The 15,426-nt window shown below is 43.2% G+C and carries 15 protein-coding genes; 10 read left to right on the top strand and 5 right to left on the bottom strand.

Translation table 11 applies throughout. The features are described from left to right. Positions 1-161: 161 nt before the first annotated feature. Both D469_RS20480 and D469_RS0114575 read right to left on the bottom strand, forming a co-directional pair. Positions 162-794, bottom strand: a complete 633-nt coding sequence (locus D469_RS20480) for an RsfA family transcriptional regulator (protein ID WP_240473350.1) — start codon at positions 792-794, stop codon at positions 162-164. Between the two features lie 586 nt (positions 795-1,380). Continuing rightward, on the bottom strand, positions 1,381-1,656 hold the full coding sequence (locus D469_RS0114575) for a cache domain-containing protein (protein WP_156817007.1): 276 nt from the start codon (positions 1,654-1,656) through the stop codon (positions 1,381-1,383). A gap of 376 nt (positions 1,657-2,032) precedes the next feature. On the opposite strand from D469_RS0114575, the gene D469_RS0114570 reads away from it, so the two are divergent. Continuing rightward, positions 2,033-2,485 carry a sensor histidine kinase gene (locus D469_RS0114570; protein WP_018924143.1) on the top strand — a complete coding sequence of 151 codons (453 nt, stop codon included), beginning with the start codon at positions 2,033-2,035 and terminating at the stop codon, positions 2,483-2,485. 105 nt (positions 2,486-2,590) lie between these two features. Here the strand turns inward: D469_RS0114570 and D469_RS0114565 are convergent, their stop codons facing one another. Further along, positions 2,591-3,865: a replication-associated recombination protein A gene (locus D469_RS0114565; protein WP_018924142.1), complete on the bottom strand. Its 1,275-nt coding sequence runs from the start codon at positions 3,863-3,865 to the stop codon at positions 2,591-2,593. A 211-nt stretch (positions 3,866-4,076) separates the two neighbouring features. Here D469_RS0114565 and D469_RS0114560 point away from each other — a divergent pair, with 211 nt between their 5' ends. The 9 genes from D469_RS0114560 (at position 4,077) to D469_RS20475 (ending at position 12,391) form a co-directional block, all read left to right on the top strand. Then, positions 4,077-4,778 carry a DUF6198 family protein gene (locus D469_RS0114560; protein WP_018924141.1) on the top strand — a complete coding sequence of 234 codons (702 nt, stop codon included), beginning with the start codon at positions 4,077-4,079 and terminating at the stop codon, positions 4,776-4,778. Then, the gene (gene cymR / locus D469_RS0114555) at positions 4,711-5,130 is read left to right on the top strand and encodes a cysteine metabolism transcriptional regulator CymR (protein WP_026286258.1); all 420 of its coding nucleotides are present in this window, start codon (positions 4,711-4,713) and stop codon (positions 5,128-5,130) included. Before D469_RS0114560 ends, cymR begins: the two co-directional genes overlap by 68 nt. Before the next feature lie 45 nt (positions 5,131-5,175). Next, entirely contained in the window at positions 5,176-6,318 is a 1,143-nt protein-coding gene (locus D469_RS0114550; protein ID WP_018924139.1) for a cysteine desulfurase family protein, read from the top strand. A gap of 104 nt (positions 6,319-6,422) precedes the next feature. Then, positions 6,423-7,535, top strand: coding sequence for a tRNA 2-thiouridine(34) synthase MnmA (mnmA, locus tag D469_RS0114545; RefSeq protein ID WP_018924138.1), 1,113 nt, complete (start codon positions 6,423-6,425; stop codon positions 7,533-7,535). 97 nt (positions 7,536-7,632) lie between these two features. Continuing rightward, a complete protein-coding gene (locus D469_RS0114540) occupies positions 7,633-8,295 on the top strand; it encodes a tetratricopeptide repeat protein (protein WP_018924137.1) in 663 nt (220 codons plus the stop codon). A gap of 18 nt (positions 8,296-8,313) precedes the next feature. After that, on the top strand, positions 8,314-10,635 hold the full coding sequence (recD2, locus tag D469_RS0114535) for an SF1B family DNA helicase RecD2 (protein ID WP_018924136.1): 2,322 nt from the start codon (positions 8,314-8,316) through the stop codon (positions 10,633-10,635). 147 nt (positions 10,636-10,782) lie between these two features. After that, positions 10,783-10,956 carry a hypothetical protein gene (locus D469_RS21745; protein ID WP_205621074.1) on the top strand — a complete coding sequence of 58 codons (174 nt, stop codon included), beginning with the start codon at positions 10,783-10,785 and terminating at the stop codon, positions 10,954-10,956. A 25-nt stretch (positions 10,957-10,981) separates the two neighbouring features. After that, entirely contained in the window at positions 10,982-11,161 is a 180-nt protein-coding gene (locus tag D469_RS0114530) for a hypothetical protein (RefSeq protein WP_018924135.1), read from the top strand. A 117-nt stretch (positions 11,162-11,278) separates the two neighbouring features. After that, on the top strand, positions 11,279-12,391 hold the full coding sequence (locus D469_RS20475; protein ID WP_083910829.1) for an AI-2E family transporter: 1,113 nt from the start codon (positions 11,279-11,281) through the stop codon (positions 12,389-12,391). Positions 12,392-12,449: 58 nt separating this feature from the next. Here the strand turns inward: D469_RS20475 and D469_RS0114520 are convergent, their stop codons facing one another. Further along, complete coding sequence (locus D469_RS0114520) at positions 12,450-13,361, bottom strand: proline dehydrogenase family protein (protein ID WP_018924133.1); 912 nt, start codon at positions 13,359-13,361, stop codon at positions 12,450-12,452. Between the two features lie 455 nt (positions 13,362-13,816). Continuing rightward, a complete protein-coding gene (pruA, locus tag D469_RS0114515; protein ID WP_018924132.1) occupies positions 13,817-15,364 on the bottom strand; it encodes an L-glutamate gamma-semialdehyde dehydrogenase in 1,548 nt (515 codons plus the stop codon). Positions 15,365-15,426: the final 62 nt, after the last annotated feature.

Below are 15,426 nucleotides of genomic sequence, written 5' to 3'. Positions count from 1 at the left end.
ATACAATTAACAAGCACAATGGACATCTGGTTCGCTGTTATAGGTGACACCGATGCTAGCGGATGGAGTATTTTTCTAGTATTGACTCCAAGTTGCAGGGTACCTCTATGCAGTACTAGAAAAACGTGTCGCATCTGAGCAAAGCACCCTCCACATTTCTATCACGATGAGGTGGAGAGGTGGCTGTCGTTTAGAAATTTAAAGGGGTCTAAGTCTACATTCCCTTCTCGGTTAATTGGAAGTTTAGTATCTTCCTGGCTATCAATTTGAGAAGGGTTGTTTGAAAGATTTCTGGCTCGGTCTAATATAGCTAGCATGGTTTGGTAATCCTTTTGTACTGTTAGATTTTCCTGTTCCATTTGTTGAATTTTTGATTTAAGTTGTTCATTTTCTTGTTGTAAGGAATAAAGTGCATTTTCTAGTTCACTTTGTTGAGCAGGTTGTTCTTCTTTCATTGTTTGTAAAAAAGAGATTACTTCATCAAAACTAAGGGCAGTTGAAGCTTTCGTTTCATTAACTACAGGTTGGTTGCGGAGAAAAGGCGATGCTTCTTTCGCATGCTTCCTTTGTCGTTGCTTTCGTTCTCTTTTTGCCTCGGCAACGTCATGTTCATGACGGGAACGAATTACAGCGTTCCATCTAAAGCCACAAGCTGCTGACGTACGGTTTAAAAGATCACCAACTTCTTCAAAAGCTTGTAACTGAGTGCTTCCTTCTTTTATGTGGCGTAGAACGGTAGTGGCTAATAGTCGATCATCTTCGTGGGACCATGCATCTTGTCTAACTTTCATCATATCTCTCCTTTTCAACGTTCTTAAATTATGGTTCTATCATGGGCAGAACGTTAGGAAAATATACCTTTTAAAATAGTGAAAAGTTCTTGTGGTTCGAAAGGATTGATATTATGATGAGCCGAGGCTATGTTTGCCACGGAAACAAAAGATAGAAATTGAGCCCTATAAATCATTATGCATGGTTGGTGCGATAGCTACCATTTGCTATGCTTTTCTTTTCTGACGAACATTCTTTATTAAACGCTTTAAAGTGAGGACGACTGTTTTTGAAAACTCTCAAAAATCAACTACTTGTAATTATGTTGCAGGTTGCCGTAATTGCTGAAAATATCGCGCCAAGCTTTAGATTGAGCACTCAATTGTTCAATCGTTTTCCCATATGTCTTTAAGGCCATTATCACGACCCCAAATAAAACGATATATTTCCACAATAGCTCTTGCAGCGGAACTTAAAGTTCATCTTCAGTAACAGAAACACCTATATACCAATCATTTGTAAACCCCGGCATGTGGTCAAGCTTAGCAAGCGAGTTTTTCGAGTTATTGTCCTCTCGATACAATAACTCATCTGCCTGGCTGACATGGTTCAATAGTTCTTTATCAATCTCAGCCTCTTCAAGATGTTTTCTTGCAATACCTTATTTTCTTGCGGGTGAGCTATGTACTCCCCGTCTTCATTTAGCATAAAGGCATAGCCATCAATGCCAAACTCTCTTGTTTGAGCATTAAATCCTTCAATCTTTTCTACTATTTTTTCTACGTTATAAGAAGCAGCTATGTAACCAATCTCTTCATTTTCTTGATTATGAACTGAAGATGCGAAGGGCATAATCGGGCGGCTAAGCACCTCTGGCATATACATCTCTGAAAGCCATTATTCATGCTCGTTGATCTTTTCAAACCAAGTGCGGTTTGACATATCATACCCTGAAATATTCTCCCAAAATCAATGGGCATCCTACCATTTATATCGGTGAGAATTACACTATTATAGTCTTCTTGATTGGTCACAAATGTACTAAACTCTTGCTGCACTTCTATATTAGAACTTGTTTCATCCGAAACTACAGGATTTTGGGCTAGAAGCTAAACGTCCATTAAACGATTGGTTATCGTCTCATCCGTCCCGACCGCCAAATTTCTGGTGAACACAAACATTGCCTGTTCCAACTGTTTCGTCAGGTCATTTTTTGATATTCATACGATAAAAAAGCCGCAACACTGAGGAAAGTACTGATATGAATAAAATGTTAGAAGAAGCTCTCATCTTATATGAGCCGCTTATTAGGAAAAAGGAGCTTACATTTCGTATTCACCTTCAGGAAATACCTAAAGTAGCAGGAGAAGCTTCAAAATTTCAGCAAGTGGTAGTGAATGTGTTAAGTAATGCGATAAAGGCCATAGAAATAGGCAAGGCGTTGAGCATTGATACAAAAGCCAGCCAGGAGGGGATGGTTCAGGTTAGGATAGTTGATACCGGAAAGGGGATGGACCCAGCCACTCTTTCTCAAATCGGAACACCTTTCTTTACTACTAAAGAACACGGAACTGGACTTGGAATGATGAGCTGTGAACAAATTATTGAAGAAGCGGGAGGGCGGCTTCAAGTAAATAGTGAACTCGAGGAACGTACAACAGTAGATTTTTTCTTGCCACAAGCTGACCGAATAATAGAGGTATCCAACGCTTAATTGAAAACAAGGCCCTTTTTCTTCGAAGGAGGGCCTTGTTTTTTATTGCAAAATCTTTGCTTACATATGATTAGATAAGAATGGGATACCATGAGAACTGTGGACTCAAATGTTTTTGGAGGCTTTTATTTTATCATACACTTCTTTAAAAGCCTTTTCGAACTTGCTGTTAGATTTTGGTTCGTAATATTGTTTCCGCTTCAGCTTATCCGGCATATACTGTTGCTGGACCCAGCCGCTTTCAAAATGATGAGGATAAAGGTACTCATTGCCCCGTCCTAGGTCAGAGGCTCCTTTATAATGGGCATCTTTTAAGTGGAGTGGAATTTCAGGCGTGCCTGTGTGTTTTAACTCGGCACTTGCTCGGTCTAATGCTTGATAAGCGCTATTTGATTTTGGAGAAAGACAAAGCTCAATGACTGCATTAGCAAGCGGAATGCGGGCTTCTGGAAAGCCAAGCCGTTCAGCTGCTTCCACCGCATGAAGGGCATGGCTTCCTGCCTGCGGATTGGCGAGCCCAATGTCTTCATACGCTGTAACGATGAGGCGGCGTCCAATGCTTATAAGGTCACCTGCTTCAATCAAGCGGCTTAAGTAATGAAGAGCTGCATCAGGATCACTGCCGCGAATGGATTTCTGAAAGGCAGATAGTACATCGTAATGCATGTCTCCATCTTTATCATGATTAAATTGTTTTTTCTGGATACATTCAGAAGCTGTTTCCAAGTCGATGTTAAGTGTATTGGAGTCATCGGTGTCGCTTGAAAGCACGGCCAACTCGAGTGCATTTACGGCTGTGCGCATATCCCCACCTGAAGACACAGCCAAGTGCTCTAAAGCTTCAGCAGTCAGGTCAATCTTTTGATTATTTTCATTTTCAAGGTAGTCCACCGCCCGTTTTACTATGGCTTCTATGTCAGCTGGTTCCGGTCGATAGACTTCATATAAATGACAACGGCTGCGCAAAGCTGGGTTCATGCTGTGATAAGGGTTGGCGGTGGTAGCTCCAATCATGATAAGCAAGCCTTTTTCCAGGTGAGGCAGCAGAAAATCTTGCTTCGTTTTATCCAAGCGGTGGACCTCGTCCATGATCACAATTAACTGGTTTGATATTTTTGCTTCTTCAACTGCTATTTCCATATCTTTTTTGTTATTTGTGACGGCATTAAGCATTTTGTAAGGTGTGTCTGTGCTGCCGGCAATGGCTCTGGCAATCGAGGTTTTTCCTGTTCCAGGCGGCCCGAATAAAATCATTGAACTAAGCTTACGCGCACGCACCATTCGTTCAATCATTTTCCCTTGTCCGATTAAATGCGTTTGGCCTAAAATCGTTTCAATGCTCGTCGGCCTTAACCGATAAGCGAGAGGTTGACTTGTCACGAAGACATCGCTCCTGTCTTTTCTACATGCGTTATAAGTGCTGAATGAATCTTCCGCTACTCTGCTTTTCAAAAATCAAGCGTCTCTAGCCCTCGATTTTTCGTATTAGTCGTATTTTAACCTTCTAACCAAGAGTTAGCAAACTGTGAAAAGCAGGTAATTCGTGCTATAATGACTACGAATTTAATAGTAGAGAGAGAGAAGGGTGCATGTGGAGACGCGTAAAAGAAAGCAAGGTCATTTGATGTTGCGCTGGCTTATTTTTATGGTAGGCTTGGTCGTAATGTCTTTTGGGGTTGCTTTAATGATTCAAGCTGAGCTTGGTAGTGCTCCCTGGGACGTACTGCATATCGGTTTAACGACACAGTTTGGCTTAACAGTTGGCTCATGGAGTATTATAGTTGGGATTGTCATCATAGGCGTAACTTCGCTGATGATGAAAGAAAGACCTCAGGCTGGCGGAATTATCAATATGTTGCTAGTCGGGGTTTTTATTGATATATTTTTACTGACTTTAAGCACGCCGGACAGTATGGTTTTTCGTTTTCTTATGCTGCTGGCTGGTATTATAATTATGGGCTATGGGATTGGACTCTATATTGCCCCAAATTGCGGTGCAGGACCTAGAGATTCTCTCATGCTTGCCATTAAAGAGAAAACAGGCTGGAACGTATCCCGCGTCCGCGGCGTTATGGAAATTGCTGTGTTGGCCGTCGGCTGGTTGCTGGGAGGTCCAGTCTTTATTGGTACGATATTATTTTCTGTAGGAATTGGGCATGTAGTAGGTAAAGCCATGCCCCAATGTCAAGCTGCAGTCACGCGACTTCTTGAAAGAGGTGACAAGGATGAAAATATCAACAAAAGGGCGCTACGGGCTCACGATTATGATCGCATTAGCGAAAAAGCACGGTGAAGGACCAACTTCTCTAAAGTCGATTGCCAAAGATCATAACCTATCTGAACATTACTTGGAGCAGTTAATTGCTCCCTTGCGAAATGCTACGTATGTAAAAAGTGTCAGAGGGGCATACGGCGGGTATATGTTGGCAAAAGAGCCTGAAGAGATTACAGCTGGCGATATTATCCGTGTTTTAGAAGGTCCCATCAGCCCGGTAGAAGTGGTCGATGATGAAGAACCGGCTAAAAGAGATTTATGGATTAAAATCCGTGATGCAGTAAAAGATGTACTTGATTCCACTACACTGAACGACCTGGCTACGTATGAAGACACAGGCGAACAGGAATATTATATGTTTTATATCTAGCACATCCTTCTTGTGGTGGCAGAAGTTTAGAAAGCAGGTGACAACATGCAAGCGATCTATGCGGATCATGCGGCAACGACTCCAGTTCGTCCTGAAGTCGTTGACGAGGTCATCCCGCATATGCAAAGCGGGTTTGGCAACCCGTCAAGCATTCATCAATTTGGAAGAGAAGCAAGAAAAACGCTCGATCAGGCTCGCCGTGTCATAGCTACTTCCATTCATGCCAACTCAGAAGAGATCATTTTAACAAGTGGTGGCACAGAAGCTAATAATTTAGCTATCATTGGTTATGCTGAAGCAAACCAAGAGCGGGGAAAGCATATTATTACAACACAAATTGAACACCATGCTGTTCTTCACCCGTGTGAACACTTAGAAGCACGGGGATTTGAAGTGACTTATTTGTCTGTTAATGAAGAAGGTATCGTTTCACTTCAAGACCTTCAGGAAGCAGTACGTGAAGATACTATTCTAGTCAGCGTAATGTATGGAAATAACGAAACAGGCGCTATGCAGCCTGTCGAAGAGATTGCCTCTTATTTAGAACCACTTGAGATTGCCTTTCATACCGATGCAGTTCAAGTTTATGGAAGTGTCTCTCTTGATGTGACATCACTGCCTGTCGATTTACTGACCGCCTCTGCTCATAAAATTAACGGGCCAAAAGGAGCCGGTTTTCTTTATGTAGGGCCCTCCGTTAGACTAGAAGCTGCTTTAAAAGGTGGAGAACAAGAACGAAAAAGAAGAGCGGGGACTGAAAACGTGCCGGCAATGGCTGGTTTTGCGAAAGCTGTTACGCTCTTAATGGAGGAACGAACAGAGCGGGAACAGACTTATGTTCAAGTGGCAGATGCCTTTTTGAAAGCATTGAAGGAAAATGAAGTAGCCCATGAAGTAAATGCTGAACGAGCAAAACGTTTACCTCACATTGTGAATGTTTATTTTCCGGGTATACCGGTTGAGCAATTGCTGATGAATCTTGATCTTGAAGGGGTGGCAGTTTCCAGCGGTTCTGCTTGTACAGCTGGGTCAATAGAACCTTCACATGTGCTTTATGCTATGTATGGGCAAGAAGAGCGTATTTACAGTTCTGTACGTTTTAGTTTCGGCTATCAAAATACCGAGGAAGAAGCCGAGAAAATTGCTCAAGTTTTAAAGAAAGTAACAGAACGACTGCAAGCTAAGTAAACACAAAAGCTATAAGCAATTAAATAGCTTCCTGTCACAGGAAACGATAAAATAAAATGCCCCCAAGAGTAAGTTTAGTTCGTATCGAGAAAGGAGGGACGACCATGAAAGCAAATAAAGATATTCGGGTTGTAGTCGGGATGAGCGGCGGGGTGGATTCGTCAGTAGCAGCTTTGATGTTAAAAGAACAAGGCTATGAAGTCATAGGGATTTTTATGAAAAACTGGGATGATACCGATGAATTTGGTGTTTGCACAGCCACCCAAGATTATGAAGATGTAATCCGTGTTTGTAATGAAATTGATATTCCTTACTATGCTGTGAATTTTGAGAAGCAGTATTGGGATCAAGTCTTTACGTATTTCTTAGAGGAATATAAAGCAGGGCGCACCCCTAATCCAGATATCGTTTGTAATAAGGAAATTAAGTTTCGGGCGTTTCTTGATCATGCCCTTTCTCTAGGTGCTGATTACTTGGCAACAGGCCACTATGCGCAAGTTTTGCGTCCTGCGGAAGAAGAAGTGCAAATGGCTAGAGGCGTTGACCATAATAAGGACCAAACGTACTTTTTGAGTCAGTTAACAAACGGACAATTAAAACATGTGATGTTTCCACTTGGCCATATGACAAAAGCTGAAGTCCGTGAAAAAGCAAAAGAACATGGCCTGGCGACGGCGGAAAAGAAAGACAGCACCGGAATTTGTTTTATCGGGGAAAGGAATTTTAAAGAATTTCTCAAAACCTACATTCCTGCCCAGCCTGGTGAAATGCAGACTCCAGCCGGTGAAGTGAAAGGCACACATGAAGGGCTGATGTATTATACCCTCGGGCAAAGACAAGGACTGGGAATTGGTGGATCCGGAGAGCCCTGGTTTGTATTGGATAAAGACCTGGAAAGAAACATTCTAATTGTAGGGCAAGGCTACCACCATCCAGGTTTATATTCGGTCGGCTTATACGCAGCAAATATGAATTGGGTAAATGAAGATTTGGCCAGCGAGGAACCGAAACGCTGCACTGCTAAATTTAGATACCGTCAGCCCGACCAGGAAGTAATCGTACACCCAGATGAAAATGGAGAGCGCTATATCGAATTTATTGAGCCACAACGGGCTGTAACACCGGGCCAAGCTGTCGTTTTGTATGACGGAGAAATTTGTCTTGGCGGTGGGACAATTGAACAAGTTGTAAAAGAAAAGGAAAGCGTGAAAGCGTAGCGCTTTCCTTTTTTCGATTTTCTCTTTTACCAGCCAATGTATGTTTGATAAACTGCTCCTTGCAAATAGAATCACAGGAGTATGAGGAGGAGAAGGCATGAGTGAGTTAAATAAAAAAGCAGTCGAAAAACTGCAAGAAGGAAAAATGGAAGAAGCAGCCGAACTTTTACATGAAGCTATCGAACAAAACCCAGAAGACCCAGTTTCATATACGAATTTTGGCAATTTGTTAGCTTCAGTAGGAGAACCGGAAAAAGCAATGTCCTTTTTTCAAAAAGCAACTGAGCTTGATTCCACGCAAGCGAGTGCCTGGTACGGAGCCGGGAATGTATTATATAATGATGAAAAATACGCGGAAGCATTAACCTCTTATCAAAAAGCACAAACAGCAGGATTGGAAGATGGCAGCCTTTTTTATATGCTTGGCATGTGCCACTACGAGCTAGGTGATTTACACCGGGCCATGCCGATGTTGAAAACAGCACTTGATAAAGAGGCGGAAGATGAAGATGCAAGGTTTTATTATGCCCTCTGCCTTGCTCAGCTTGAATATGTGGATGAAGCGATTCCTGAGTTCGAACGCTTAATTGAGCAAGTACCAGACCATGCGGATGCATATTTTAATCTTGGCGTTGCTTATGCATTTAAAGATGATGCAAAAGGAGCTCTGCGTGCATTTGAAGAAGCATTAAACATTCAGCCAGATCACGTGCTTGCAGCTAATGGCAAGAAGCAAGTTGAAGGCATGTTAGGCAAGTAATACGGGGAGGCTTTCAAGATGGCAGAAGAGTCAAGCACAGCCCAACAAGAGGAGATGGAGTTTGTTCAAGGGGAAATCCTCCGCACGCTTTTTAGGAATCAGGACAATGGTTACAGCGTCCTTCACCTCAAACCCGAAGAAGCTTCATTCGCTCCAAAGGAAAAACAGATAACTGTTGTTGGCTCTTTTCCATCTTTAGAGGAAGAAGAAACCTATTGTTTTTATGGTGGACTGATTGAACATCCGGTGTACGGGGTGCAGTTTAAAGCGGAACAATTTGAACGAGTGATGCCGACCGGAGTGGACGCTGTCATTCAATATTTAGCAAGTGACCGCTTTCCAGGAATAGGGCGCAAAACTGCTGAAGCAGTGGTGGGAGCTTTAGGAGATACAGCAGTTCAGAAAATCTTGGCGGACCCTGCATGCTTACAAAAAGTAGAAGGCTTAAAGGAGCAAAAACAAAAACAAATCCATGACACATTAATGGAAAACCAGGGCATGGAGCGGGCAATGATATATTTGACCCAGCACGGGTTTGGTCTCGATTTAGCTACACGCATTTACAATACATATGAAGAAGAGACGTTGGAGAAGGTTCAAGCAGATCCTTATCAGCTCGTTTGGGACGTTGAGGGCATCGGTTTTTACAAAGCAGATATGCTCGGAAGAGAGCTTGGCATAGACCCCCTTGATGCAGAACGGTTGAAAGCGGGGTTAATGTACAGTTTATACGAAAAGTCCATGCAGGAAGGTCACGTATATTATCCAGAAGGCGAGCTAGTGGAGGAGACTTATCAGCTTTTGGCTGCCCACACTCCAGAGCTAACAAAGGAACATTTACTTCAGGCCATTGTGGAATTGGCCGAAGAGAGCAAGCTTGCTGTCGATGAGACACGGGTATATCTTCCCTCACTCTATTTTGCGGAAAAAGGCTTTGTCACACATATATCAAGATTAATGGAACAAGCTGAAGATGAAGAAGGATTAGAGGAAGCAGCGTTTTTAGAGGCACTTGGTGAAACTGAAGAACGGTTTGACATGACCTATGCAGATAAACAACATGAAGCGATACGCACGGCCATTGAAAATCCGTTAATGATCCTAACCGGAGGTCCTGGTACTGGAAAGACGACGGTTATTCAGGCTATCGTAGACATTTACGCAAGGTTGGAAGGGTTCTCGCTTGAGCCCGCGGATTATAAGAAAGAGCCGTTTCCCGTTCTTCTGGCTGCTCCGACAGGAAGAGCAGCCAAGCGGATGAAAGAAACGACAGGCCTTCCCGCGTATACGATCCACCGCTTGCTTGGCTATAAAGGTACAGAAGCAGAAGATGAACCGCTTGAACATCACGAAGAAAATCCATTGGCCGGTCATGTGCTGATTATCGATGAGGTCTCGATGGTGGATATGTGGCTCATGAACCAATTGTTTCGCGCCATTCCAGATGGCATGAAAGTGATACTTGTAGGGGATGAAGATCAATTGCCATCTGTTGGTCCTGGCGAAGTACTTGGCGATCTATTGGAAGCTAATGTGCTGCCAGCAGTTGCGCTCTCTGTTGTATACCGGCAGGCCGAAGGATCTTCCATCATTGACATGGCCCACCATCTAAAAGCTGGAGAAATGCCGGATGATTTAGCAGAACCAAAGTCAGACCGCCGTTTTTTCGACTGTCAAACCGAACAGGTTATCGCTGTAGTGGAACGCGTCTGCAGCGGGGCGGTAAACCGAGGATATACGGCGAAAGAGATTCAAGTATTAGCACCGATGTACAAAGGTCCAGCTGGTATCAATACCTTGAATGAACGTCTGCAAGCATTATTCAATCCAGAAAAAGAAGGACGACGTGAAGTCGCTCATGGCGAAGCTACTTATCGTACTGGTGATATGGTGCTCCAGCTTGTCAATGTACCGGAAGAAGGGATCTATAATGGAGACAGAGGTGAAATTGTAGCCATATTCAAAGCAAATGAAACTGCCGATAAAAAAATGCAAATTGTCATTTCTTTTGAAGGAAAAGAGATCACGTATGAAAAGAAGGATTTAAATCAAATTACGCTTGCTTACTGTTCTTCGATTCATAAGGCACAAGGGAGTGAATTTCCAATTGTGATCGCTCCAGTGGTGATGGCTTACCGCCGCATGCTGAAACGAAATCTCATTTATACAGGCATTACTAGGGCAAAGGAATATTTAATTCTGTGCGGAGAGATGAAAGCACTTGACTATGCCATTCGCACAAAAACAAGCGGGAACCGATATACGAGGTTGGTGTCTTTACTAGCAGACCGTATGGAAAGTTCTCCTATACATGAAAAAACAATCGGGGGTGCAGACTAATTGTACGTCCGATTGTTTGTTCGAGAAGAGCTTATTTTATCATAAGAAGCTTAAAAGCGGGTTCATTCAGCTTTTTTGCACAGGGTGTTTAAGCCTTTTTTATCCTGCCTATACTGGTCCTAGGCTAAAATAAAAGAGGTGGAAAGAGTGTATTGCCCAAATTGCAGCTCAAAACAAACAGGGAAAATCGGCGTGTATCATTATTACTGTTGGAACTGTTGCATTGAATGGCGTAAGACAAACGATGGAGTCAGTTTGTTTCAAGTTGACCAGGATGGTAGCTTGGATTGTTTAGATGACTTGTTTTCGGAAGCCGACTAACCAATCAGACAGGGAGGTTGGATACATGGGACGAGCATTAATGGCGATAGTTGCTGCTGGAGTTACAACAGCTGCTCTATCTCGCTGGAATCAAAATAATAAAAAGCGATCAATGACCTCCACTTGGTCAAAGCAATTAAATACGCGAGCCATGAGAAAACGATGGCAAAAAATGCAAAAGCAGTTGTCAAAACAGCTGACCTAAATAAACGCGGCCCTGCAATTAGAGGGCCGCGTTTATTTTAAAAGAAGGGTAGCCACTTGATGTGTAATTGATGTGAGCTGCTGCATCCCCCTTCTTTTTCTGCAGCAGGAAAGACACATGAAATCATCATTTAAGATGCAAACTAAGGGCGAGGTGAGTAATATGGAATTTTCATCTACCCGTTGGAGCAAAAGGTTATGGATGATTTTATTAATTCTTGTCGCTTTTAGTTTGCTGAAATTATTGCAGGAATGGTGGCAACCTTTATTAATGGGAGTTATAAAACTGATTGTCCCGTTTCTTCTAGCGGGTGTTATTGCTTATCTTCTTCATCCTTTTATTGCGAAGCTCGAGGGGTTTCATATTCCCAGGTCCTTAGCAATCGGATTGGTTTACACCCTTTTTATTTCTTTATTAGCAGGGGGAGTGATTGGATTTGGACCTCGCCTACTACATCAAATAGAAGAAATGACAGTAAAACTGCCCGCATTTATCTCTGCAGTAGAAAATCAAGCAGAAGAAATAAAAGAGCAGATTGAGGTCTTGCCGGAGAACCTTCATCATGCGATTTTTGATTGGCTGCATGAAGGCGGGAATGCTTTAGAAGAACACGCAGTTCACTTAGTAGATCATTGGCCGGTTATGGTAGAAGGTATTGTGTTCCTATTTTTAATCCCTTTTATTGTATTTTATTTACTTAAAGACGTACGAGCATTTGAACGGCTTGCCAAACGATTTATTCCTTCGAAAAAGGAAGAAGAGGGTGAGCGTTTGATTCGAGCTGTAGACCGAGCCCTCGGAGGCTACATTCGCGGACAATTAATTGTTTCAGCATGTGTAGGGGGGCTTGCGATTTTGGGGCTTTGGCTAATTGGAGTACCTCATGCTCTTTTATTTGGGCTTGTAATTGGGCTGTTTGACTTGATCCCCTACGTAGGTCCTCTACTTGGAGCAGCTCCTGCACTAGTCGGGGCTGCTACTCAATCTCTTTCATTAGTGGCCTGGACAGGAGTCATTTTGTTTATCATCCAACAAGTTGAGAGCAACCTGCTTTCTCCATATATTGTGGGAAAAAGTGTGCATTTGCATCCTCTCATTATTCTGCTAGCTCTTATGGCTGGTTTTGAGTTAGGCGGGGTAGTTGGTTTAATCATAGCTGTGCCATTGGCGGTGGTTATTGGGGAAATTATAAGAGAATTTCACGCCTTAGAGAGAGTGACTTCAAGCTGATTGGTAACCAGCCAGCTTGAAGCATAGTTTATCTGAATATGAGCAAGTGTCTGGTAGTTTACTTTGACAGCATGCCTCGTACAGCAAAAGCCACATTTTGAGGCCGTTCAGCCAAGCGCCGCATAAAATAGCCGTACCAGTCTTTCCCAAACGGCACATACGTTCGAAATGTATATCCTTCTTTAGCAAGGGCGAGCTGAAGTTCATGACGAAAGCCGTATAACATTTGAAATTCAAACTGGTCTTTTGGTATTTCGTTATCAGTGGTAAACGTTTTAACATTTTCAATAATGTGATGGTCATGGGTAGCTATTGCGGTATAGCCGCCATTTAGCAAATGCTTTTGAATCATGCGGAGAAAATTAGCATCAATAGCTTCTTTTGTTTGCATAGCGACATCTTCGTTTTCTTTGTAAGCCCCTTTTACAATTCGCAGCGGGATCCCTTTTAAGTCGTCTAAGTCTTCCATGCCGCGGTACAAATACGATTGCAGAACGGTACCAACATTATCATACGTATTTCGTAATTCAAACAAAATATCAAGTGTGGCTTGATAGCGGGCATAGTCTTCCATATCGATATTAATAAAATTTCCTGTATCTTTTGCTGCATCTAGAATGCTGCGCATGTTGTCCATACATAGGTCAGGGCTAATATCGAGCCCAAGCTTTGTAAGCTTAACTGAAATCTGTGAGTCGATTTGTTGGCTGTGAATGGCTTCAATAATTTCAATACAAGCTTTTCTTGCTTCTTCCGCTTCATTGGCTTCGGTGACAAATTCGCCTAGATGGTCTACTGTGGCCTTAAGACCAGATTGATTTAAGGTTTGAATCGAAGTCATAGCTTCTTCAATGGTTACACCAGCTACTACTTTAGAGGCACCGAGACGGAGTCCCCATTTTTTCGCGCTGTTGTTTAAGGCTTTGTTTTGAGAAAGAAATAAGAAAAAATTTCTGGTGACATTAGACATGTTCCTTCCCCCTTTTATCTTCTCAGCCTGTCTTTCTTATCTATTGATAAAAGTACAAGGAGAAGAAGTATGATAAACAAGAGCCTGCCCGCATCGGGCAGGCTCTTGTGAGTTATTCTATTGGCCCGAGTTTCCTTCCCCACACTGCGGCGGACGCGTCCCCCGCAGTGTGGGAGAGAAGAGCTCTGCGTCGTTAATCAACACGCTCCGCTTTTCTTTGTCTAGCTGCGGGCGCCATTGGCTTGTGATCCCTTTTCCCCGCCCTGCGGCGGCAACAGCCTCCTCGGCGGTGAAGAAGGGCCCTGCGCCAATGGTTAGGCGCCCTCCGCTTTTCTGTCTAGCTCCGCGGGCTAGCGGCTCGAGGTTTTTTCTAGTCCTGACTCCGTACAGCAGGCTGTACTGCGCAGTTCTAGAAAAACTTGTCGCCGCTGAGCTAGCCCGCTCCGCTTTTCTGGCTAAAATTGGTCGGTTATGGTTTTGGGCTGCATGAAGTGAAGGAGGTAGTCAGGACCGCCGGCTTTGGCATCTGTTCCTGACATGTTAAAGCCGCCAAATGGCTGGTAACCGACTATGGCTGCGGTACAGCCACGGTTAAAATATAAATTACCGACGTGAAATTCCTCGCGTGCTTGCTCAAGATGGGCGCGGTTGTTAGAAATGACAGCACCGGTTAGTCCGTATTCGGTGTTGTTGGCAATTTCAATCATTTCATCGAAATCTTTTGCTTTAGCAAAAGCCACAACAGGCCCGAAGATTTCTTCTTGCATGATCCGGGAGTCAGGAGCTGCATCTGCAAAAATAGTGGGCTGAATAAAGAAACCGGTGTTATCATCTCCTTCTCCGCCGATGACAAGCCGGGCTTCTTGCTTGCCGACCTCCATATATTCCATAATTTTATCGTAAGCTTCTTGGTCTTTTACAGGACCCATGTACGTTGAGTCTTTTTCTGGGTTGCCAACGCTTACGTTTTCAGTTAAGGTACGAACTTTCTCTAATACCTCGTCATATACTTCTTCATGGACAACCGCACGAGAACAAGCTGAACATTTTTGCCCGGAGAACCCATAAGCCGAGTACAGTATCGATTCTGCGGCTAAATCCAAGTCAGCTTCATTATCTACAATAATTGTATCCTTGCCGCCCATTTCAATGGCTGTGCGTTTTAAATGGTGCTGACCAGGCTGAATCTTTGCTGCTCGTTCATAAATGCGTGTTCCTACTTCTTTTGATCCGGTGAAATTGATCCAACGTGTTTTCGGATGATCCACTAAATAATCACCGATCGCTGAGCCGCTCCCAGGAATATAGTTAATAACCCCTTTTGGCATGCCGGATTCTATTAAGACTTCCATTAATTTATAAGCTATAACGGGCGTGTTGCTTGCTGGTTTTAGCATCACCGTATTGCCGGCTACCATAGGCCCAACTGTCGTGCCGCACATAATTGCAAACGGCAAATTCCATGGAGATATCGTGAGACCAGGCCCGAGGGGAATATATCTGAATTGGTTGTGTTCAATCGAACGGCTGTTAATAGGAATCCCAGGCTTTAGCTCAACCATCTGGCGTGCGTAATATTCAAGGAAATCAATACCTTCTGCTGTGTCAGCATCTGCTTCCTTCCAAGGTTTACCGATTTCATACGTCATCCAGGCTGAAAATTCATGTTTTCTGCGGCGGATGATTGCAGCAGCACGGAACAATACGTTAGCTCTTGCTTCTGGGTCCCATTTGCTCCATGACTTAAATGCTGCTTCAGCGGCTTCCATTGCTGTTTCTGCATGATCTTGATTGGCTTTTGAAACCGTACCAATAGTGATATCCGTATCAGCCGGGTTTACTGAAACAATTTTCTCGTCTGTTGTAACCTTCTCTCCGTTAATAATAAGAGGGTATTCTTTGCCTAATTGACTTTTTACATAATCTAACGCTTCTTTGTAAGCGCGCTTATTCTCCTCTACTGAAAAATCTGTAAACGGTTCGTGTGTGTATGGCTGTACCATAAGAAAATCCTCTCCTTATCAAAAAATCATTCTGGCCCTATTAATTGCAAAAGTTGTGCCAA

The sequence above is a fragment of the Salsuginibacillus kocurii DSM 18087 genome, assembly GCF_000377705.1.
GTDB classification, from domain to species: domain Bacteria; phylum Bacillota; class Bacilli; order Bacillales; family Marinococcaceae; genus Salsuginibacillus; species Salsuginibacillus kocurii.
The sequence above is the reverse complement of the archived record's forward strand: the minus strand, read 5'-3'. Positions and strand labels throughout refer to the sequence as shown.

Coding starts and splice junctions, on each gene's coding strand:
- D469_RS20480 (WP_240473350.1), bottom strand. CDS start 794: ATGATGAAAGTTAGACAAGATGCATGGTCCCACGAAGATGATCGACTA.
- D469_RS0114575 (WP_156817007.1), bottom strand. CDS start 1,656: ATGTATATGCCAGAGGTGCTTAGCCGCCCGATTATGCCCTTCGCATCT.
- D469_RS0114570 (WP_018924143.1), top strand. CDS start 2,033: ATGAATAAAATGTTAGAAGAAGCTCTCATCTTATATGAGCCGCTTATT.
- cymR (WP_026286258.1), top strand. CDS start 4,711: ATGAAAATATCAACAAAAGGGCGCTACGGGCTCACGATTATGATCGCA.
- D469_RS0114550 (WP_018924139.1), top strand. CDS start 5,176: ATGCAAGCGATCTATGCGGATCATGCGGCAACGACTCCAGTTCGTCCT.
- mnmA (WP_018924138.1), top strand. CDS start 6,423: ATGAAAGCAAATAAAGATATTCGGGTTGTAGTCGGGATGAGCGGCGGG.
- D469_RS0114540 (WP_018924137.1), top strand. CDS start 7,633: ATGAGTGAGTTAAATAAAAAAGCAGTCGAAAAACTGCAAGAAGGAAAA.
- recD2 (WP_018924136.1), top strand. CDS start 8,314: ATGGCAGAAGAGTCAAGCACAGCCCAACAAGAGGAGATGGAGTTTGTT.
- D469_RS0114530 (WP_018924135.1), top strand. CDS start 10,982: ATGGGACGAGCATTAATGGCGATAGTTGCTGCTGGAGTTACAACAGCT.
- D469_RS20475 (WP_083910829.1), top strand. CDS start 11,279: ATGAAATCATCATTTAAGATGCAAACTAAGGGCGAGGTGAGTAATATG.
- D469_RS0114520 (WP_018924133.1), bottom strand. CDS start 13,361: ATGTCTAATGTCACCAGAAATTTTTTCTTATTTCTTTCTCAAAACAAA.
- pruA (WP_018924132.1), bottom strand. CDS start 15,364: ATGGTACAGCCATACACACACGAACCGTTTACAGATTTTTCAGTAGAG.